The sequence below is a fragment of the Gordonia sp. NPDC003424 genome (assembly GCF_053588655.1).
The window spans coordinates 40,665-61,350 of sequence record NZ_JBSFQJ010000006.1; the positions used below are offsets into that span (position 1 = coordinate 40,665).

General features: G+C 69.6%; 18 protein-coding genes. 14 read left to right on the forward strand and 4 right to left on the reverse strand.

What is annotated here, in order from left to right; all coding sequences use genetic code 11:
* Window positions 1-13 precede the first annotated feature (13 nt).
* The 4 genes from ACWDTI_RS10875 (at window position 14) to ACWDTI_RS10890 (ending at window position 6,150) form a co-directional block, all read left to right on the forward strand.
* Window positions 14-2,638: a circularly permuted type 2 ATP-grasp protein gene (locus tag ACWDTI_RS10875; RefSeq protein ID WP_449738296.1), complete on the forward strand. Its 2,625-nt coding sequence runs from the start codon at window positions 14-16 to the stop codon at window positions 2,636-2,638.
* Window positions 2,635-3,525 carry a transglutaminase family protein gene (locus tag ACWDTI_RS10880; protein WP_449738092.1) on the forward strand — a complete coding sequence of 297 codons (891 nt, stop codon included), beginning with the start codon at window positions 2,635-2,637 and terminating at the stop codon, window positions 3,523-3,525. Before ACWDTI_RS10875 ends, ACWDTI_RS10880 begins: the two co-directional genes overlap by 4 nt.
* A 100-nt stretch (window positions 3,526-3,625) precedes the next feature.
* Entirely contained in the window at window positions 3,626-4,786 is a 1,161-nt protein-coding gene (locus ACWDTI_RS10885) for a hypothetical protein (protein ID WP_449738093.1), read from the forward strand.
* A 2-nt stretch (window positions 4,787-4,788) separates the two neighbouring features.
* Window positions 4,789-6,150 carry a replication-associated recombination protein A gene (locus ACWDTI_RS10890; RefSeq protein WP_449738094.1) on the forward strand — a complete coding sequence of 454 codons (1,362 nt, stop codon included), beginning with the start codon at window positions 4,789-4,791 and terminating at the stop codon, window positions 6,148-6,150.
* Here ACWDTI_RS10890 and ACWDTI_RS10895 read toward each other — a convergent pair.
* Window positions 6,136-6,621 carry an OsmC family protein gene (locus ACWDTI_RS10895; protein ID WP_449738095.1) on the reverse strand — a complete coding sequence of 162 codons (486 nt, stop codon included), beginning with the start codon at window positions 6,619-6,621 and terminating at the stop codon, window positions 6,136-6,138. The two genes, ACWDTI_RS10890 and ACWDTI_RS10895, sit on opposite strands and share 15 nt — an antisense overlap.
* Before the next feature lie 243 nt (window positions 6,622-6,864).
* Between ACWDTI_RS10895 and alaS the strand changes: the two genes are divergently transcribed.
* Genes alaS through ACWDTI_RS10920 form a run of 5 tightly spaced genes read left to right on the forward strand, consistent with a single transcriptional unit; the run spans window position 6,865 to window position 12,925 of the window.
* Window positions 6,865-9,531, forward strand: a complete 2,667-nt coding sequence (gene alaS, locus ACWDTI_RS10900) for an alanine--tRNA ligase (RefSeq protein ID WP_449738297.1) — start codon at window positions 6,865-6,867, stop codon at window positions 9,529-9,531.
* On the forward strand, window positions 9,528-9,959 hold the full coding sequence (gene ruvX, locus ACWDTI_RS10905; RefSeq protein WP_449738096.1) for a Holliday junction resolvase RuvX: 432 nt from the start codon (window positions 9,528-9,530) through the stop codon (window positions 9,957-9,959). Before alaS ends, ruvX begins: the two co-directional genes overlap by 4 nt.
* Window positions 9,960-9,990: 31 nt before the next feature.
* The gene (gene mltG, locus ACWDTI_RS10910; RefSeq protein ID WP_449738097.1) at window positions 9,991-11,634 is read left to right on the forward strand and encodes an endolytic transglycosylase MltG; all 1,644 of its coding nucleotides are present in this window, start codon (window positions 9,991-9,993) and stop codon (window positions 11,632-11,634) included.
* A 5-nt stretch (window positions 11,635-11,639) separates the two neighbouring features.
* Entirely contained in the window at window positions 11,640-12,467 is an 828-nt protein-coding gene (locus tag ACWDTI_RS10915; protein ID WP_449738098.1) for a shikimate dehydrogenase, read from the forward strand.
* 50 nt (window positions 12,468-12,517) lie between these two features.
* Entirely contained in the window at window positions 12,518-12,925 is a 408-nt protein-coding gene (locus ACWDTI_RS10920) for a prepilin peptidase (protein ID WP_449738099.1), read from the forward strand.
* Between the two features lie 57 nt (window positions 12,926-12,982).
* On the opposite strand, the gene ACWDTI_RS10925 is transcribed toward ACWDTI_RS10920, so the two are convergent.
* Together ACWDTI_RS10925 and ACWDTI_RS10930 are read right to left on the reverse strand one after the other, a co-directional pair.
* A complete protein-coding gene (locus tag ACWDTI_RS10925; protein ID WP_449738100.1) occupies window positions 12,983-13,774 on the reverse strand; it encodes an SDR family NAD(P)-dependent oxidoreductase in 792 nt (263 codons plus the stop codon).
* A 52-nt stretch (window positions 13,775-13,826) separates the two neighbouring features.
* Window positions 13,827-14,846, reverse strand: coding sequence for an NADP-dependent oxidoreductase (locus ACWDTI_RS10930; RefSeq protein ID WP_449738101.1), 1,020 nt, complete (start codon window positions 14,844-14,846; stop codon window positions 13,827-13,829).
* Between the two features lie 124 nt (window positions 14,847-14,970).
* Here ACWDTI_RS10930 and ACWDTI_RS10935 point away from each other — a divergent pair, with 124 nt between their 5' ends.
* The 4 genes from ACWDTI_RS10935 to aroB all read left to right on the forward strand — a co-directional run bounded on the left by ACWDTI_RS10935 (window position 14,971) and on the right by aroB (window position 18,959).
* Entirely contained in the window at window positions 14,971-15,990 is a 1,020-nt protein-coding gene (locus ACWDTI_RS10935) for an AraC family transcriptional regulator (RefSeq protein WP_449738102.1), read from the forward strand.
* A gap of 76 nt (window positions 15,991-16,066) precedes the next feature.
* Window positions 16,067-17,281 (forward strand): chorismate synthase, encoded by a 1,215-nt coding sequence (gene aroC, locus ACWDTI_RS10940; protein WP_449738103.1) that lies wholly within the window; start codon window positions 16,067-16,069, stop codon window positions 17,279-17,281.
* Entirely contained in the window at window positions 17,278-17,844 is a 567-nt protein-coding gene (locus ACWDTI_RS10945) for a shikimate kinase (RefSeq protein ID WP_449738104.1), read from the forward strand. The genes aroC and ACWDTI_RS10945 overlap by 4 nt, the downstream gene beginning before the upstream one ends.
* Window positions 17,841-18,959, forward strand: a complete 1,119-nt coding sequence (gene aroB / locus ACWDTI_RS10950; protein WP_449738105.1) for a 3-dehydroquinate synthase — start codon at window positions 17,841-17,843, stop codon at window positions 18,957-18,959. The genes ACWDTI_RS10945 and aroB overlap by 4 nt, the downstream gene beginning before the upstream one ends.
* Before the next feature lie 10 nt (window positions 18,960-18,969).
* Here the strand turns inward: aroB and ACWDTI_RS10955 are convergent, their stop codons facing one another.
* Entirely contained in the window at window positions 18,970-19,467 is a 498-nt protein-coding gene (locus ACWDTI_RS10955; RefSeq protein WP_449738106.1) for a B-4DMT family transporter, read from the reverse strand.
* Window positions 19,468-19,533: 66 nt separating this feature from the next.
* Here ACWDTI_RS10955 and ACWDTI_RS10960 point away from each other — a divergent pair, with 66 nt between their 5' ends.
* Entirely contained in the window at window positions 19,534-20,658 is a 1,125-nt protein-coding gene (locus ACWDTI_RS10960) for an aminopeptidase P family protein (RefSeq protein WP_449738107.1), read from the forward strand.
* The last annotated feature ends 28 nt before the right edge of the window (window positions 20,659-20,686 follow it).

A 20,686-nucleotide genomic window follows, 5' to 3' on the forward strand; every position in this document is an offset into this window, starting at 1 on the left:
GCCGTACGACGAGATGCTCGACGTCTCCGGCCGGGCGCGAGTGGCCTGGGACGATCTCGTCGCCGGATTCGGTGCGCGCGGCAATGCCCGGTTGGTGGCCGCGGCCGCGCGGCTGGCCGAATCGGTCACCGACGAGGGCGTCTTCTACAACGAGTTCGACGGCGCGCAGACCAGCGCCCGTGACTGGCAGGTCGATCCGGTTCCGCTGATCCTCGACGGCGTCGAGTGGGCCGAACTGGAGAAGGCCGTCACCCAGCGAGCGATGCTGCTCGACCTGCTGCTGCGCGACGTCTACCGGGACCAGAAGACGATCACGTCGGGTCTGCTACCGCCCGAGATGGTGTTCGGGCATCCGGGATACATCCGCAAGGCCGCCCGCCTGGAGGTCCCGCGCCCGCACGCGCTGTTCCTGCACGGCGCCGATCTCGGCCGCGGACCGGACGGCCGGTTCGAGGTGTACGGCGACCGCACCCAGGCGCCGTCGGGGATCGGCTTTGCGATCGTCGACCGGCGATTGCTCTCCCGCACGTTTCCGCAGCTGTTCCAGACCTGCGCACCGCGCCCGATGGCCACCTTCGCCGGCACGCTGCGGCTCGCGTTGATCGACTATGCGCCGCCCGGTGTCGACGACCCGACCGTCGCGGTGCTGTCCCCGGGCGCCATGTCGCAGACCGCATTCGACCAGTTCTATCTCGCCTCGACCCTCGGTGTGCCGTTCGTCGAGGGTGCCGACCTGACGGTCCGCGACGGCGTCGTCTACATGCGGTCCCTGGGCCGCTACAAACGGGTGGACGTGCTGCTGCGCCGGGTCGACGCCGAATACGCCGACCCCCTGGACCTGCGCACCGACTCCCGCCTCGGCGTCGCCGGCCTCGTCGAGGCCATCTCCCGGGGCAACGTCACCGTCGTCAACACCCTGGGCAGTGGGGTGCTGGAGAATCCCGCGCTGCACACCGTGCTGGAGAAGCTGGCGCCGGCGCTGCTCGACGAAGAACTCGCGCTGCGGTCGGTGCCGACACTGTGGGCCGGCGACGACCTGCAACGCGGCAAGATCCAGGCCGAACTCGACGCGCTCGTGCTCACCAACTTCCACACCGGCGAGGAGATCATCGCGCCGATGCTCGGCACGGCCGCCCGTGCCGACCTGGCGAGCCGGATCGAGGCGCAGACCTGGCAGTGGGTGGCGCGACTGGCCGAGTCGTACTCCGTCGCGCCCAGCATGACGCCGGGGATGTACCAGCCGGACCCCACCATCGGAACCGGCGTGGTGCGGGCCGCCCCCGTCGCGCTGCGCACCTTCAGCGTGGCGCAGGGATCGACGTACGCCGTGATGCCGGGCGGGCTCGGTGCGGTGCTCGCCGACGGGGTCGCCGGGGCGGCGCAGCGGACGGTGGCCGCCAAGGACGTGTGGGTGACCAACGCCGAGGTCGGCGGACACGTCTCCCGGAAATCGGGCACCCGGATCGCGCCGACCGAGGAGGTCGTCGAGTTGCGGGCCGGTCAGGCGCCGCCCGACTACTCCGAGGTCGCGGCCGCCGCGAGTCCCCGCGTCCTGTCCGACCTGTTCTGGTTCGGCCGCTACGGCGAACGCACCGAACTGGTCACCCGGATGGCCAAGGTGGCCCGAGAGCGCTACCAGGATTTCCAGTACCGTCCGTGGATGACGGGGTCGGCGGGGGTGCCGTTGATGCTGCACGCCGTCGCCACCGTCAGCGGCACCGCCGGGTTCCTGTCCACCGCCGATCTGGCGCCGTCGTCGGACGACGCGCAGATCGCGCCGCGCACGGTCTCCGAGGCGCTGGCGAAGATCACCGATCTCACCGTCAGCCGGTCGGTGCCGGGCACCATCGCGCACTCGGTCGACCGGCTGGTCGCGTCCGCCCGCGCGGTCCGCGACCAGATGTCGACCAGCACGTGGATGGTGCTCGCCCCCGTGGAACGGGCCATCGAGGAGTTCTCCACGCAGGTCTCGACCGGTCATCCGACGATCGACTGGGCCGCACCCACCGCCGGGTCACTCGATTTCGGGCCGGAACTGGCCCACACCCACGACGAGGTGCTGCACGGTGTGCTGGCGTTGTCGGGCCTGCAGGCCGAATCGATGGTGCACGACGCCGGATGGTCGTTCATGGATCTCGGCCGGCGCCTCGAACGTGCTCTGACCCTGGCCGATCTGACCGCGGCGCTGTTCGTCGACCAGCACGACCGTGAGGTGGAACAGGCACTGCTCGAGTCGTACCTGGTGGCCAACGAGTCGTCGGTCATCTACCGGCGCCGCAACCGCGGCCTCTACCAACTCGACGCGGTGATGGAACTGCTGCTGTTCGACGAGTCCAACCCTCGGGCGATGATCTACCACCTGACCTGCATGCGGCGGGACCTCACCGCGGTGCCCGAGGAGGTGCGCTCGGCCAACGCCGAACGCATCGTCGAGGAGATGATCGCCGAGTTGCGGCGCTCCGACCCGGGCGACCTGTGCGAGGTCGGCGCCGGGCGTCGCGGCGAACTCGACGAGCTGATGAGCGTGCTGCGCGAGGGATCGCGGGAGCTGTCCGACGTGCTGACCCGGACCCGGTTCGCACCGCCGCGTGAAGCGCAGCCCATCTGGGGTGGCGGCGGAACGGACCCGATCGGATGAGGCGCCGCTACCGCGTGTACCACCGGACGTGTTACACCTACGACGACGACGTGTCGTCGTCCTATGGCCGGTGTTACCTGACCCCCCGGGAACTGCCCCACCAGCACGTCGTCGACACCGAGGTGCGCATCGAACCCCAGCCCGACGACTGGTCGACCGGTGTCGACGTGTACGGCAACAGCGACTCGTACTTCCACGTCCGTACCAGCCACGAAGAGCTGGTCGTCACCGCCACGTCGGTGGTCGACGTCGATCCGCCCGACGCCGGGTTGCTGCTGTCCGCGGCGGCGCTCGGACCGTGGGAGTGGGCGCGCCCGGCGGGCCTGGGGGCCGCCGGTGCCGAGGCGATGGAGTTCGTCCTGGACCTCACGCCCGCCGAGATCACCCCGGCGGTGATGGCCTACGCGCGCCAGGTGTTCACGCCCGCCCGCCCGCTGATCGAGGCGATCACCGACCTCACGAGCCGCATCTTCCACGATTTCTCCTACAAGTCCGGGTCCACCGCCATCAGCACCCGGGTCGACACCGTGATGGAGCGCCGGATGGGCGTCTGTCAGGACTTCGCGCGGGTGGCGATCGCGTGTCTGCGTGCGGTGGGGCTCGCCGCACGCTACGAATCGGGCTATCTGGCGACCGATCCGCCGCCGGGCCGTTCCCGGATCTTCGGTGCGGATGCCAGCCACGCGTGGGCCGCCGTGTGGTTGCCGGGCGACCACTGGGTGGCGTTCGACCCGACCAACGACAAACTCGTCGACGAGCGTCACGTCACCGTGGCGTGGGGCCGGGATTACGACGACGTCCCGCCCCTGCGCGGCGTGATCTACACCGAATCGAAGAAGAGTCACATCGATGTCGCCGTCGACGTGAGCCCGATGGTCGTGGAGTGAACCCCGGGGGCGCAGTGATGTTGCGCGAGAGCGGGTTTGATTGCAAGTGGATGAACTCGCGTGACGGGGTGGCGGCGCGTTGGGTACGTTGGTTGATGACATGACGGTAATCACTGAGAATCGCATCACGAGCGTGGTGCGCGCGGCCGAGGCAGTGCTTTCGCACAGGGCCGGGTCTCCTGTCACCCTTGCCGATCCGGAGGATCTCGGCGGCAGCGGGCGCACCATCGTGGTGCGCGCCCGGGTGATGGCCAACCCGCTCTCGATGGATCGCACGCTGGTCATCAAGGCGCTTCCCGACGACGAGGATCCGCGCGCCTTCCACCGCGAACTCGCGTCCTACAAGTACGCGACGGCACTGCCCACCGAGTCCCGTCCGGGACCCCAACTGATCGCGTCGGATCCCGACGTGCGGCTGCTCGTGCTCTCCGATCTCGGGCACGGACGCTCGATGTCGTCGCTACTGTCGGGCACCGATCTCGTCGAGACCTCGCATGCGGTGAGCGCCTGGGGGCAGGCGCTCGGCCGGATGCACGCCGCGACGGTCGGCGGCGAAGGCGACTATCTGGCGCTGCTGCGCCGCGGACTGAACGGCCTGGAGGATGCCGATGCACTCGGTGAGGCGGCGGCGCGCGCCGTCGCGGACGCCCCCGCACTGACCGATCGGCTCGGGATCGATCTGCCCGACGAGGTGCTCGGCCGTCTGCGTGCGGCGTGCCGGCTGTTCGGCGAGGGAGATCATCGCGCGTTCAGCCCGTCCGACGTCGGTCCGGAGAACATCCTGCTCAACGACGCCGGCGTGCAGTTCATGGACTACGAGTGGGGTGGGTTCCGCGACGCCACACTCGACGTCGCCTACGCCACCGTCACCTTCGGCACCCGCCTGCGCCACGCCGACCTCGAGCGCCGTGCCGAACTGGAGATCTCGCTGATCGACGCCTGGCGGTCGGAGGTGTCGGGCATCTGGCCGAGTTTCACCCACGACCGCGAGGCGTACCGCAAGATCCTCACCGGCCGCCTGCTGTGGAAGTGGCTGTCCACGGTCTGGATGCTGCCGGCCGACGGTCCGGAGACCGTGTCCGCGATCCACGTGACCGCCGCCGGCTACACCCACGACTGGGCTCTGCACACCAACGACCCGCGCGTGCTGGTGACCCGGTGGGCGAGTCTGTCCGCCGCGGCCACCCGGGCGGGCGAACCGGTGATCGCCGAGTTCGCGGCGAGCCTGTCCGCTGCATTGCAGCGGCTCTGGCTCGCCTGAGAATGGACGGCCTGTTCGACACCCCGTCACCCGCACCCGCCGCGACGAGTGGCCTGACCGCGGCCCCGGTGGCGTCGGCCCCGCTGGCCGTGCGGATGCGGCCGCAATCGCTCGACGAGATCGTCGGACAGCAACACCTGCTCGGGCCGGGATCGCCGCTGCGCCGCCTGATCAACGGATCCGGTGCGGCATCGGTGCTGCTCTACGGCCCGCCCGGGACCGGCAAGACGACCATGGCCGCGCTGATCTCCCGGTCCACCGGCGGCCGCTTCGAGGCGCTGTCGGCGTTGTCGGCGGGCGTCAAGGAGGTGCGCGCGGTCATCGACGTCGCCCGCCGCCGCCTCATCGACGGGCAGCAGACGGTCCTGTTCATCGACGAGGTCCACCGCTTCTCCAAGACCCAGCAAGACGCCCTGCTCGACGCCGTGGAGAACCGGATCGTGCTGCTCGTCGCGGCCACCACCGAGAACCCGTCGTTCTCGGTGGTGGCGCCACTGCTGTCACGGTCGCTGGTGCTGCAGCTGCGGTCGCTGTCCGACGACGACATCCGCGAGGTGCTGTCGCGCGCGGTCGCCGATCCGCGGGGCCTCGACGGCCACGTCGCGGTCACCGACCCCGCCTACGACCATCTGGTCGCGGTGGCCGGCGGTGATGCGCGCCGGGCGTTGACCGCGCTCGAGGCCGCGGCGGATGCCGCCGCCGACCAGGGTGTGCTCGACGTCGACGACGTGGCCGCGGCCATCGACCGGGCCGCGGTCCGCTACGACCGGGACGGCGACCAGCATTACGACGTGACCAGCGCGTTCATCAAGTCGATCCGCGGTTCCGACGTCGACGCCGCGCTGCATTACCTCGCCCGGATGATCGCGGCGGGGGAGGACCCCCGGTTCATCGCGCGGCGGTTGATGATCCACGCCAGCGAGGACATCGGGATGGCCGACCCGACCGCACTGCAGACCGCCGTGGCCGCCGCGCAGGTCGTCGCGCTCGTCGGCATGCCGGAGGCCAAGCTCGCGCTGACCCAGGCGACCATCCACCTCGCCACCGCACCCAAGTCGGCCGGTGTGGTCTCGGCGATCGGCGCGGCACTTGCCGACGTCGAGGCCGGCCGATCCGGCGCGGTGCCCGCCCATCTGCGCGACGGTCACTACGCGGGCGCGCAGAAACTCGGCAACGCGATCGGGTACCGGTATCCGCACGACGATCCCGACGGGGTGCTCGCACAGCAGTACGCGCCCGATGATCTCGTCGGCGTCGACTACTACCACCCGACCGACCACGGGTACGAACGGGAGATCGGGGCGCGCCTGGGCCGGTTGCGGTCGATCGTGCGTGGCGCGGTCAGCCGGTCACGCCGTCGCTGACACCCCGGCCACCCGCACGATCGCCTCGTGCCGCACCGGGAAGTTCATCGAACTCGCGATGAAGCACCGGTCGTGCGCGTCGTCGTGCGCGGTGATCGCGTCCTCGACCTTCGACGCATCGGTGATGTGCACCCGCGGATGCAGGACGACCTCGACGAAGTGCCCGCCCTTGCCCTGCTGCTCCATGTGTCCGACGGCGTCATCGACATACGACATCACGACGACGCCCCGTTCGACGCAGGCGTGCAGGTAGGAGAGCATGTGGCACTGCGCGAGCGCCGCGATCAGCATGTCCTCGGGGTTCCACCGGCTCGGGTCGCCCCGGAAGATCGCGTCCGCGGACGCCAGGATGTCGGGTTTGCCCTCGACATGCACCTTGACGCTGCGGTCGTAGTCGCGGTACCCGGAGGTGCCGGTGCCGCGGTTTCCGGTCCACGTCGCCGTGACCGTGTATTGGTGGTCACCCGTCATCAGTCCAGTCTGCATCTCGACGGACTCGCAGGTGGCCGGATTGGTGGACCCGCTCGCCTTCTCCTCTGTATCCCGGTGGACCGGCCGGTGGGGCGCGGTGGTCGCCCGACTCGCCTGAGCCTGCATCCCGGCGGACCGGCCGGTGGGGCACGGTGGTCGCCCGACTCGCCTGCGGTCTGCATCCCCGGCGGACCGGCCGGTGGGGCGCGGTGGTGGCCCGATGCGACGGTAAGCTGGTATGTCGTGCAGACCCACGACATCAGGCAGCGTTTCCTCGATCACTTCATCAAGGCGGGGCACACCGAGGTGCCCAGCGCGTCGCTGATCCTCGACGACCCGAACCTGCTGTTCGTCAACGCCGGCATGGTGCCGTTCAAGCCGTTCTTCCTCGGCGAACAGACCCCCGACTTCTCCCGCGCCACCAGCGTGCAGAAGTGCGTGCGCACCCTCGACATCGACGAGGTCGGCATCACCACCCGGCACAACACCTTCTTCCAGATGGCCGGCAATTTCTCGTTCGGCGACTACTTCAAGCGCGAGGCGATCCAGTTCGCCTGGACACTGCTGACCAACAGTGTTGCCGACGGCGGCTACGGCATCCCGGCCGACAAGCTGTGGCCGACCGTCTATCTCGACGACGACGAGGCCGAGGCCATCTGGCGCGACGAGATCGGCGTGCCCGCCGAGCGCATCCAGCGCCGCGGTCTCAAGGACAACTACTGGTCGATGGGCGTGCCCGGACCGTGCGGGCCGTGCTCGGAGATCTTCTACGACCGTGGCCCCGACTACGGCGTCGAGGGCGGCCCCGAGGCCGACGAAGACCGCTACATCGAGATCTGGAACCTCGTGTTCATGCAGAACGTCCGCGGGCCCGGCGGCGGCAAGGACAACTACGAGATCCTCGGGCCGCTGCCCAAGAAGAACATCGACACCGGCATGGGCATCGAACGTGTCGCCTGCCTGCTGCAGGGTGTCGACAACGTCTACGAGACGGACCTGCTCAAGCCGATCATCGACCTCGCCGCCGAGCTGACCGGCCGCGCCTACGGTGCCGGCAACCACGACGACGACGTGAAGTTCCGTGTCATCGCCGACCACGCCCGCACCGCCGCGATGCTCATCGGCGACGGCGTGCTGCCCGGCAACGACGGCCGCGGATACGTGCTGCGGCGCCTGCTGCGCCGCGTCGTGCGGTCGGTTCGTCTGCTCGGCGCCGACCGGCCGACGATGGGCGCCTTCATCGAACTCGTCATCGACACCATGTCGCCGTCGTACCCGAACCTCGCCGAGCAGCGACGCCACATCATCGACGTCGCCGTCGGTGAGGAGGCCTCGTTCTCCAAGACCCTGGCCGCCGGGTCGAAGCTGTTCGCCGACGCCGCCGCGGCGACGAAGGCCGCCGAGGCGTCGGTGATCAGCGGTGACGACGCCTTCACCCTGCACGACACCTACGGTTTCCCGATCGACCTGACCCTCGAGATGGCCGCCGAAGCCGGACTCGACGTCGACCAGGCCGGCTTCACCGCGCTGATGGCCGAGCAGAAGCAACGCGCCAAGGCGGATGCGACCGCTCGCAAGACCGGGCACGCCGACCTCTCGGTGTACCGCGAGTTCCTCGACCGCGGCCCGACCGAGTTCACCGGATTCGGCGAGCTCGTCAGCGAGGCCAAGGTCCTCGGGCTCGTCGCCGACGGCGCACGGGTCACCTCCGCGGCGCCGGGCTCCGAACTGGTCGTGATCCTCGACCGGACCCCGCTCTACGCCGAATCCGGCGGCCAGATGGCCGACGTCGGCACCATCACCACCGGCGACGGGGTGCGACTGCGGGTCACCGACGTACAGAAGGCCGGCAAGTCGGTGTGGCTGCACAAGGTCGTCGTCGACGAGGGCGAGATCGCCGAGGGCGACGAGGTCATCGCCACGGTCGACCAGTCGTGGCGCCACGGTGCGACGCAGGGACACTCAGGAACGCACATGGTGCACGCCGCGCTGCGTGAGGTCCTCGGGCCCACCGCCACCCAGGCCGGTTCGCTCAACCGTCCGGGTTACCTGCGGTTCGACTTCCACTCCGGAAAACCGTTGTCGGAGAGCCAGCGTCGCGAGATCGAGGAGATCAGCAACGCCGCGGTGGAGGCCAACTATCCCGTCCACACCTTCGAGACCGGTCTCACCGAGGCCAAGTCGATGGGCGCCATCGCGTTGTTCGGCGAGAACTACGGCGACGTGGTGCGCGTGGTGGAGATCGGCGGACCGTTCTCGATGGAGCTATGCGGCGGCACGCATGTCGCGTCGTCGGCCCAGATCGGTCCGGTCACCCTCATCGGCGAATCGTCGGTCGGCTCGGGTGTGCGGCGTGTCGAGGCGTACGTCGGGATGGACTCCTTCCGTTACCTGTCCAAGGAGCGGGCGCTGCTCGCCGGGCTGGCGTCGTCGCTGAAGGTGCCGTCCGAGGAGGTGCCCGGCCGCGTCGAACAACTGGTGACCAAGCTGCGGGACGCGGAGAAAGAGGTCGAGAAGCTGCGCGCCGAGTCGGCCCGGGCCGCCGCCGGCGGGCTGGTCGACGCCGCGGTGACATCGGGGCAGACGCTGATCGTCGGTGGCCGGCTGCCCGACGGTGTCGACGCCGGCAACCTCCGCACCCTGGCGACCGATCTGCGCGGCCGCGTCGCCGACCGCCCGGCGGTCGTCGCGGTGTTCTCGGCGGCCGACGACAAGGTCCCGTTCGTCATCGCCACCACCGACGCCGCGCGCGGCCTCGGCATCAAGGCCGGTGACCTGGTGAAGGAGATCTCCGGACTCGTCGGCGGACGCGGCGGCGGCAAACCCGACCTCGCGCAGGGCTCGGGCACCGATGCGGCCGGCGTGGACGCGGCGATGGCCCGCATCCGCGAGCTCGTGCGCGATCGATGAGCCCGACTCGCGGCCGTCGGCTCGGCATCGACGTCGGCAGTGTCCGGATCGGCGTCGCGGTCTGTGACCCCGACGGCATCCTCGCCACCCCGGTCGAGACGGTGGCCCGGACCCCGAAGACCGACGGTGACATCGGCCGCATCGCGGCGATCGCCGAGGAGTACGAGGTGGTCGGCGTCATCGTCGGAATGCCCAAGACGTTGCGGAACGAGCGCGGTGCCGCGGCCGATGCCGCCCGCGAGTTCGGGGATCGTCTCGCGACACGCCTGGCGCCGATTCCGGTCGAATACTCCGACGAGCGTCTGACCACGGTGACCGCGGCACAATCGCTGCGGGCGAGCGGACGTGACGCCCGCTCTGCGCGCGCCGTGATTGATCAGGCTGCCGCGGTCGCTATCCTGCAGGGGTGGCTGGATACGCGACGATGAGTCCTGCATGCCCTCCGGGAGGCTGCGCTCGGTGAGTGACGACCGCGCTCGGCCCCGGCGTCACGAGTTCTCCGACGCCGCGACCGACAAGCTCGACCTCGACCGGCTGCGTTATTTCACGCAGCCCGCCGACGGCAAACCGACGACCCGGCACCGGCGTCGTCGGGTCGAGACGTCGACGGGCGAGAGCGACACCGGCTCCTTCCGTGAATCGCCGTCGGCGTCGGACACGGTCACGTCGGACACCGGCACGATGTGGGCGCAGCCGGCCGAACGGCTGCATGTCACGTCCGGGGAGTACGACGATCCGCTGCGGCGTGCCATGCCCCGCCGGACCCCGCCGACGGCGCCCCGCCCGGCTTCCTCCGGCGCGCCCGCCTCCGCTGCCGCGGGCACCGCGACGGTCACCCACTTCCTGGACACCGACGAGGACCTGGCCGCGCCGACGACCGAACCCCGGCCGTCGAAGCAGCCGAAGCCCGCGAAGCGGCCCACCAAGCCGAAGCGTCCCAAGCAGAAGAAGGACAAGCGGCCCAACTATCTTCGCCGTCGCATCGTCCTCGGGGTGACCCTGATCTGCCTGGTCGCGCTGGTCGCGGGCGTCGGTTTCGTCGGGCTCCGCAAACTCGGGGTGTTCGAGAACAACAAGGACTATTCCAATGCCGCCGGCACCGCCGACGTCGTCGTCGACATCCCGGACGACTCGACGATCGCCGACTTCGGCCGCATCCTCGAACAGAACGACGTCGTCGGCAGCGTCAACGCCTTCGTCAACGCGGCGGGCGGGCAGGCGATGTCGGGGGGCTACTACAAGCTGCGCACCCAGATTCCCGCCGCGACCGCGGTCGACATGATGACCGGTGTCGATCACCGCGTCGGCCGCATCATCGTCCCCGAGGGTCTGCAACTCGACGACAAGAAGGGCATCGACGGCAAGACCACCATCGGCATCTTCCACCGCATCGCCGATGCGACCGCGGTGACGGTGAACGGACAACGGGTCGGTGCCACGGTCGAGCAACTCCAGCAGGCCGCGGCCACGGCATCGGTCGACGAACTCGGCATCCCCGACTGGGCGCGGCCGGCCGTCGAGTCGCTGCCCGGCGACCACCGCCGCATCGAAGGGCTGATCGCGCCGGGCACCTGGGAGCGCATCGACCCGAACCACTCGCCGGTGCAGATCCTGCGCGACCTCATCGTCGCCAGCGCGGCCCGCTACGAGGAGTGGGGTCTGCTCACCGAGCGCGAATCGAATCTCACGCCCTATCAGACGCTGACCGCGGCGTCGGTCGTCGAGCGCGAGGTCGCCAACGCCGACGACTACCCCAAGGTCGCCCGGGTGATTCTCAACCGGCTGGCCAAAGGTCAACGGCTGGAAATGGATTCGACGGCCAACTACACCGCCCAGGTGACCAACATCGACGTGCACGGGGACAACTACACCGCCGACAACCCGTGGAACACCTACCGGGTGGAAGGCCTCCCGGTCACGCCGATCGGCGCGGTCGGAAAGGCCGCACTCGAGGCCACCGAACACCCGGCCGACGGGCGGTGGCTGTACTTCGTCACCGTCGACAACAAGGGCACGACGCTGTTCGCCGACGACTTCGACGAGCACAAGCGTAATCGTGAAAAGGCTTGCGAGAACAAACTCCTCACGACGGGCTGCAGCTGAACGCGATGGATTCGAAAGCTCGCCGGGCCGCCGTGCTCGGCTCACCGGTCGGTCATTCGCGGTCGCCGGACCTGCACCTGGCGGCCTACCGCGCGCTGGGTCTGCTCGACTGGACCTATGAGCGCATCGAATGCACCGGCGAGCAACTGCCGGGCGTGGTGTCCGGTGCCGGCCCCGAGTATGTCGGGTTCTCGGTGACCATGCCGGCCAAGCTGGCGGCGCTGGCCTTCGCCGACGAACGCACCGCGCGGGCGGAGATGATCGGATCGGCCAACACCCTGGTGCGCACGGACCGCGGTTGGCGCGCCGACTGCACCGACATCGACGGCATCGCGGGAACGTTGGCCGAGGTCGGGGCCGACGCCGCGGCCAACCCGACGGCGACCCTGATCGGCAACGGCGGCACCGCACTCCCGTCGGTGGCGGCCCTGGCCGACGCCGGGTACACCCACCTCACCGTCGTCGCCCGGGACGCCGGACGCGCCGCCCCGGTCACCGGGCTGGCCCGGCGGCTGGGGATGGACACCTCGGTGCTGCCGTTCGTCGCCGACGACGCCCTGGCCGACCGCGCCGGTGGCAGCGGTGTGGTGATCTCCACCGTGCCCGCCGACGGCGCGGTCGCGCTGGTGCCGGCACTGGCCGGGGCGCCGCGCTTGGTCGACGTGATCTATCACCCGTGGCCGACGCCGCTGGCGACCGCGGTCACCGACGCGGGCGGACGCGTCGTGGGCGGGCTCGTGATGCTGCTGCATCAGGCGTTCAGCCAGGTCGAACAGTTCACCGGGCAACCGGCTCCCCGGGAGGCGATGGCGGCGGCGCTGGGCGTGCACTGACCTGTGGATGAGAAATCGGCGGCCGGCGGATTGTGCGGCACGCTCGATGGATGGTCGTGTGGGTCGTGCTGCTGTGGTTGTGCCGGATCACCGTCGGGGACCTGCGTACCCGACGGATACCGACGGCGCTGGTCTGGCCCGGGATCGTGGCAACCGTCGGGATGGCGACGACACACCCGATGGTCGGTCTGACCGCCACCGTCGCAGCGGTGCCCTACCTCGTCGCGGCGCTGGCCGGTCTGTGCGGCGGTGGCGACGCGAAACTCGCGTTCGTCCTCGGTGGTCTCGTCGCCGATGTGGCGACCGCCCTGCTCGTGGTGTTTCTCGCGTCGATCATCGGGTTCGCCGCCCACGCCGGACTGCGCACCCGGGACGCACTGCCGCACGCGCCGGCGCTGTTCGGCGCGACCGTGTGCCTGCTGCTGTCGGGTGGCGCGTGGAGCGGCTGGTCCGGATGAACGGGACCGAGCCGGCCGGAGCAAAGTCCGGCCGGCTCGAGTGGTGCTCGGCGTCGCTCAGCCCTTGACGACGGTGTCACCGAAGTGCTTGAGGAAGCGGGGCTGACCGTTCCACGCGGTCACGCCGCCGTCGACCGGGATCTCCTGGCCGGTGACGTAGGACGCCAGGTCCGAGGCCAGGAACAGCATGACGTTGGCGATCTCCTTCGGCGAGCCGACCCGCGACATCGGGATGTTATCCATGTAGCTCTGGAAGGCATCCGGATGTCCGCGCAGCGGGCCGGTCAGCTGCGTCTCGATCAGACCGGGGGAGATGCAGTTGACGCGGATGTTGTCCAGCGCGTAGTCCAGCGCCAGGTTGCGGGTGTAGTTGATCACGCCGCCCTTGGCCGCGGCATAGGCGTTGAACCCGTAGTCGGCGCGGGTGCCCGACACCGAAGCGGTGTTGATGATGCTGCCGCCCTGCTCCATCATGTGCGGCACGGCGTGACGGCAGGTGTGGAACAACGCGTTGAGGTTGACCTCGATGATCCGGTACCAGTCCTCCGGATCGATCAGGTGGGTGCGGCCGAAGATACCGAAACCGGCGTTGTTGACCAGGATGTCCAGGCCGCCGAGGAAGCCCACGGCCTGCTCGATCATCGGCCCGATCTGTTCCTGCGCGGAGAGGTCGACCTCGACGAACGCGGCCTTGGAGCCCAGTTCGTCGGCCAGCTGCTTGCCGCGCTCGGCGTTCATGTCGGCGATCACGACGCTGGCACCTTCTTCGAGGAACAGCCGTACGGTCTGTTCGCCGATGCCGTTGGCGCCACCGGTGACGATGGCCTTCTTGTTCTCCAGCATTCCCATGAGAGTGTCCTTTTCTTGTTGTGGGAGTTCGTTTTTCGAGAGTTGTGGACGGTCAGTCGGTGATCTTGACGAGCTGCTTGCCGATGTTCTCGCCGGTGAAGAGGCGCCGGAGGGCGGCGGGAGCGTTCTCGAGACCCTCGACGACGTCGATCTGGTTCTTGATCTTTCCTTCGGCGGCCCAGGTCGCGAGGTCGGTGATCGCCGCGTCGGCCCGATCGAGGCGATCGAAGACCAGGAAGCCGCGCATGGTGGCGCGCTGCAGGGTGAGGTTGAAGACGTTGTAGACGGGCATGCGTCCCTGCGTCTCGCTGTAGCCCGCCACGGACCCGCAGAGCGCGATCCGTGCGCCGACCGCGATGTGGCCGAGCACTGCGTCGAGGATCTCGCCGCCGACATTGTCGAAGAACACGTCGACGCCGTCCGGGCACGTCTCGGCGAGACGGGCGACGACGTCGGAGTTCTTGTAGTCGATCGCGTCGTCGGCGCCGAGCTCGTTGCGCAGCATGTCGCACTTGCGGGCTCCGCCGGCGATGCCCACGACGCGGGCACCCTTGATCTTGGCGATCTGGCAGACGACCGACCCGACGGCACCCGCGGCACCGGATACGACGACGGTGTCGCCGGCCTTGACCTCGGCCACGTCGATCAGGCCGATGTAGGCGGTGAGCCCGGTGATGCCGAACAGGGACAGCGCGGTCGGCGCGTCGACGCCTTCCGGAATCACCACCGGCGGGATGAGGCCCGCGAAGGGGGCGCCGTCGCTGATCGCATAGTCCTGCCAGCCGAAGGCACCGGACACCACGTCACCGACCTTGAAGTCGGGGTGGCGGGACTCGACGACCTCGCCGGCGGATGCGCCGACCATCATCGCGCCGATCTCGACGGCCGGGATGTAGCTGTCGAACTCCATGTAGGTGCGCTGCGCGGGGTCGCACGACAGCCACCGATTGCGCACGAGGAACTCACCCTCGGCGATCGGCGGCACGGGCTCTGTGGCCAGATCGAAATCCTCGGGGCCCACGATTCCCGTGGGGCGCTTGGCAAGCAACCACTTGCGGTTCTTGTCGGTCATGTTTCGCTGTCACCTTTCTGTTGCGGCTGTGACTTTTCACCATTCGGTGTCAGTGATGTGAGTTTGCCCTCCGGGAGTGGGGTGAGTATTGACACCAGAGACCAACTGTTTGACAGTAGGGAACATGTCTGTGATCCGGGGCACTTCGTTGCGCGGCTATCCGCAACTGGTGTCCGAACTGGGCGGCGACCCGGACGCGCTGCTCGCCTCCGCCGGTATCCAGGCGTCCGATGTCGGCAACTTCGACGCGTTCATCACCTACCTGGCACACATCGACGCGGTCGAGTCGGCGGCCAGGGCCACCCGGACTCCCGACTTCGGGCGCCGGCTCGCCCAGCGTCAGGGCATCGAGATGTTCGGTCCGGTCGGCGTCGCGGCCCGCACCGCACAGTCCGTGGCCTCGGCGATCGACATCTTCGAGAACTATCTCGGCACCTACAGCCCGTCCAATTCGGTGGTGATCGAACCCGGCGACGAAACGTCATTTGTGGAGTTCAAGATCCTGATCGCCCATCCGCCCGCATGCCCGCAGGTCATCGAACTGGGGCTGGGCGTGATGCTGCGGGTGCTGCGCTTCCTGCTCGGGTCGGGCTATGCACCGACGGCGGTGCACATCCCGCACGCACCGCTGGTGCCGCCCGAGGAGTACCTGCGGTACTTCTCCTGCACACCGACGTTCTCCGCGCCGCGGGCCGGCATGACCGTGCTGGCGTCCGAACTCCGCCGACCGCTGGTGCCCGACGAGATGGCCCACCGCGTCGTGCTCGACTATCTCGACACCGTCATCGACCGGCACCGGCCGACAATGGCCTCGGCGATCCGCGAACTCGTCCGACAGCTGCTGCCGACCGGTTCGGCCACGGTGCCGATCGTCGCCGAGCAATTCCGCCTGCACCCCAAGACGTTGCGACGGCGGCTGGTCTCCGAGGGGACGACCTTCAACGCCGTCGTCGACGACGTGCGGCGTGAGATGGCCGTGCGGTATCTGCGCGACACCGACATCGCACTGAGTCACCTCGCGCGCGAACTGGGCTACGCCGAGCAGAGTGTCCTGTCCCGGTCGTGTCAGCGGTGGTTCGGTGCCAGCCCGGGGGTGCTGCGGGAGAGGTGGCGGCAGGGGTTGGCGTCGACCGCCGCGCACTGAATCGGTCACGGTCGGCCGGTGGTGCGGCGTCCCGCGCGCCGGTGGCCGCGACCGTGTGCCCGATGCCATCGGGCGCATGGAACAATTGACCCTTGTGTTGCGCTGGATAACCGCCGGAGAGTCCCATGGCCCGGCCCTGGTCGCCATCGTCGAGGGGATGGTCGCCGGAGTGGAGGTCACCTCGTCCGACATCGCCGAACAACTCGCCCGCCGCCGCCTCGGCTATGGTCGCGGCGCCCGGATGAAGTTCGAGGCCGACAAGATCACGCTGGTCGGCGGACTGCGTCACGGCCGCACGATGGGCGGTCCGGTCGCCGTCGAGATCGCCAACTCGGAGTGGCCGAAGTGGGAGACCGTGATGGCCCCCGACCCGGTCGACCCGACCGAACTCGAGGGCAGCGCCCGCAATGCGCCCCTGACACGGCCGCGGCCCGGCCACGCCGACTTCTCCGGCATGCTCAAATACGGCTTCGACGACGCCCGGCCCGTGCTCGAACGCGCCAGCGCCCGCGAGACCGCGGCCCGCGTCGCCGCCGGCACCGTCGCCCGCAACTTCCTGCGTCAGGTTTTCGGCATCGAGGTGCTCTCGCACGTCATCTCCATCGGCGCCAGCGACCCCTACGACGGCCCCGCACCCCGATACAGCGATCTCGCGGCGATCGACGAGAGCCCGGTGCGTGCGTTCGCGAAGGCCTCCGAAGAGCAGATGATCGCCGAGATCGAGGCGGCCAAGAAGGACGGCGACACCCTCGGCGGCGTCGTCGAGGTGGTGGCCACCGGCGTGCCGGTCGGACTCGGCTCGCACGTCAGCGGCGAAACTCGCCTCGACGCGCGCCTCGCCGGAGCACTGATGGGCATCCAGGCGATCAAGGGTGTCGAGGTCGGCGACGGTTTCACCACCGCCCGCCGGCGCGGCAGCGCGGCGCACGACGAGATGGTGCCCGGCCCCGACGGCGTGCTCCGCTCCACCAACCGTGCGGGCGGGCTCGAGGGCGGCATGACCAACGGGGAGGACGTCCGGGTGCGGATCGCGATGAAACCGATCTCGACGGTGCCGCGTGCCCTGTCCACCGTCGACATGTCCACCGGCGAGGAGGCCGTGGCCATCCACCAGCGGTCGGATGTGTGTGCGGTGCCGGCGGCCGGTGTGGTCGCCGAGGCCATGGTGGCGCTGGTGCTCGCCCAGGCCGCGCTGGAGAAATTCGGCGGCGACTCGGCCGGGGAGACCGCCGAGAACCTGGCCGGTTACCTCAAGCACGTCGAGGCCCGGCCCCCACACCACGCGTCATGAACGCCCGCGCCGACACCGGCGAGGCGAGCCACCGCCCCGTCGTCGTGCTGATCGGTTTCATGGGTGCCGGCAAGTCGACCGTCGGCCGCATCGTGGCCGACCGGCTGGGCGTCGACTTCATCGACACCGACTCCGAACTCGTGCGACGTGCGGGCCGGTCGATCCCGGACATCTTCACCACCGACGGACCCGAACGGTTCCGGGAGATCGAACGCGACGTGGTGATCGACGTGCTCGGCAGCCACCCCGGCGTGATCGCGCTCGGCGGCGGCTCCGTGATGACCCCGGCGGTCGCGGACGCGTTGCACGGACACCACGTCGTCTACCTCCGCATCACCGCCGACGACGGCTTCGAACGCGTCAAGGACAGCGACCGCCCGCTGATCGCCGGCGACGACCCGCACGAGCGCTACCGCGCACTGCTCGAGGCGCGCGACGAGACCTATCACCGGGTCGGCACGATGGCCGTCGACGCGGCGGCCGGCGACCCGGAGGCGGTGGCCGACGTCGTCATCGAACTGCTCGCCGACACCCTCGTACCGGAAAGGGCCACCCCGAGATGACCGAGCCGATTCCCGCTCCGATCAGGATCGCGGTCAACGCGGGCGCGCCCTACGACGTGGTGATCGGCCGGGGCCTCCTCGCCGAGGTCGCCGAGGCCGCCCACGGCGCCGACCGGGTCGCCATCCTGTATCAGCCCACACTCGCGCAGACCGCGGAACAGATTCGGGAGTTCTTGGCGGACAAGGGTTTCGACGCGCACCGGATCGAGATCCCGGATGCCGAGGCGGGCAAGGACCTGTCGGTCGCGGCGTTCTGCTGGGACGTCTTCGGCCGCATCGGCCTCAAGCGCAACGACAAGGTGATCAGCCTCGGCGGGGGAGCGGCGACCGACCTGGCGGGCTTCGTCGCGGCGACCTGGATGCGCGGGATCGGGGTCATCCACATCCCGACCACGCTGCTCGCCATGGTCGACGCCGCGGTCGGCGGGAAGACCGGCATCAATACCGACGCCGGCAAGAACCTCGTCGGATCCTTCCATGAACCCGACGCCGTGCTGATCGACATCGCGACGCTGGAGACCGTGCCGCCCAACGAGGTCGTCGCGGGTCTGGCCGAGGTGATCAAGACCGGATTCATCGCCGACCCGGTCATCCTCGACATCATCGAAGCCGATCCCGCCGCGGCCGTCGACCCGACCGGAACCGTTCTGCCGGAACTGATCCGGCGGTCGGTGCAGGTGAAGGCCGACGTCGTGTCGGCCGACCTGAAGGAGTCCTCGCTGCGCGAGATCCTCAACTACGGCCACACCATGGGTCACGCCATCGAGCGCCGGGAACGCTACCGCTGGCGGCACGGGGCCGCGGTCGCGGTCGGGCTAGTGTTCGTCGCCGAACTCGCGCGGTTGGCCGGCCGCCTCGACGACGAGACCGCCGACCGGCATCGGCGGGTGCTGGAGCTCGTGGGCCTGCCGACGAGCTACGACGCCGACGCGCTGCCCGACCTGATGGAGGGCATGGCCGGCGACAAGAAGAACCGGTCAGGTGTGCTGCGTTTCGTGGTCCTCGACGGCCTCGCCAAACCCGGACGGCTCGAGGGACCCGATCCCGGACTCATCGCCGCGGCCTACTCGGCCATCGCCGGTGACGCGAAGCCGGCCGGCGGGGTGCTGCTGTAGCCGCGGTGGCTCAACTGTTGACGATGTGACCGGTCTCGTCGCGGTCGGGGTGCACCGACCAGTCGTCGTCGGAGTCGTCGGAGCGGTTCTGCCGGCGGACCAGCCACCTGCCGACCGCCGCGCCGAGGAACGCCGGGAAGAAGATCAAGAGGGCGGTGAACGAGCCGCCCGCGATCAATTCGGTGAAGAGATTCGCCTGCCCGATGCCGGCGAATACGAACTTGCCGAGAATCCAGCCGATCAGCCCCGCAAGCACCCCCGCCAGCAGGCCGGCCTGCAGCCAGCGCACGGTCAGGTCCGCGTAGTCGTCGGGGTCCTCGTTGGCGCGGGCGTCGGCCATGCCGTCGATGCCGCCCCAGATCAGTGCGAGGAGCACGACGGCGCCGATGGCGATCGTCTTCCAGGTGGTGGAGTGCAGCGGTGCCTGGACGACGGCGATGCCGAGGAGGACTCGGGCGATGACATGAACGGCAGTCATGGCCAGACCACGCAGTAACCACGAAGACATGCGTGCAGGGTAATGGACTAGAACGTGTTCACCAACCTCGACCCGCCCGCACGGTAGCGTGTCCCCATGCCCTCAGACGCCGTGACCAGCGATTTCCGAGCCCGACGTGACCGATTGCGCAACGCGTTGGCCACCTCGGATCCCGCGGTCGAGGCCATCGTGGTCAGCGACCTCGTCAACGTCCGCTACCTGACCGGCTTCACCGGCTCCAACGCCGCGGTCCTGGTCTGGGCCGACGACCCGCTCGCCGACCGCATCTGCACCGACGGGCGCTACCTCACCCAGGTCGCCGAACAGGCCCCCGACCTGGCGGCGGTCATCGCGCGCAACTGCCTGGCCGAACTCGTCGACCGCGCCCGCGACGCGGGCGCCGGCACCATCGGATTCGAGGCCGACGCGGTCACCGTCGCCGAACACCGGGCGCTCCTCGCGCGTTTCGACGACACCGACCCCGCACCCGACCTGGTGGGGCGGACCGGCCTGGTGCAGGGCCTGCGCGAGGTCAAGGACGCCGGCGAGATCGAATTGCTGCGCCGCGCTTGCGCGGTGGGCGATCAGGCGCTGGCCGCGATCGTCGAACGTGGGGTGATCCGGCCGGGCGCCACCGAACGGGAGGTCGCGCGCACCCTCGAATGGGAGATGTACGCGCTCGGCGCCGACGCGATCTCGTTCGAGACCATCGTCGCCGCCGGGGCCAACTCGGCGATCCCGCATCACCGGCCGACCGACGCGGTCCTCGCCGACGGCGACTTCGTCAAGATCGACTTCGGGGCGGTCGTCGGCGGCTACCACTCCGACATGACCCGCACCTACGTGCTGGGCCGGGCCGCCGACTGGCAGCGCGAGATCTACGCCCTGGTCGCCGAGGCGCAGGCGGCGGGCCGGGACGCGCTGACGCCCGGCGCGGACCTGCGCGAGATCGACGCGGCGGCACGCTCGGTGATCGCCGACGCGGGCCACGGCGATCATTACGTGCACGGTCTCGGGCACGGCGTCGGCCTGCAGATCCACGAAGCGCCGGGAATCGGCGCGCTGGCGGCGGGTACACTGCCTTGCGGTGCAGCGGTCACCGTGGAGCCCGGCGTCTACCTCCCCGGACGAGGTGGCGTCCGGATCGAGGACACACTCATCGTCACCGAGACCGCCCCGGACCTGCTGACCGGCACCGACAAGGCATTCACCGTCATCTGACGGTCACACGAAGATGTAAGGGAAGAGA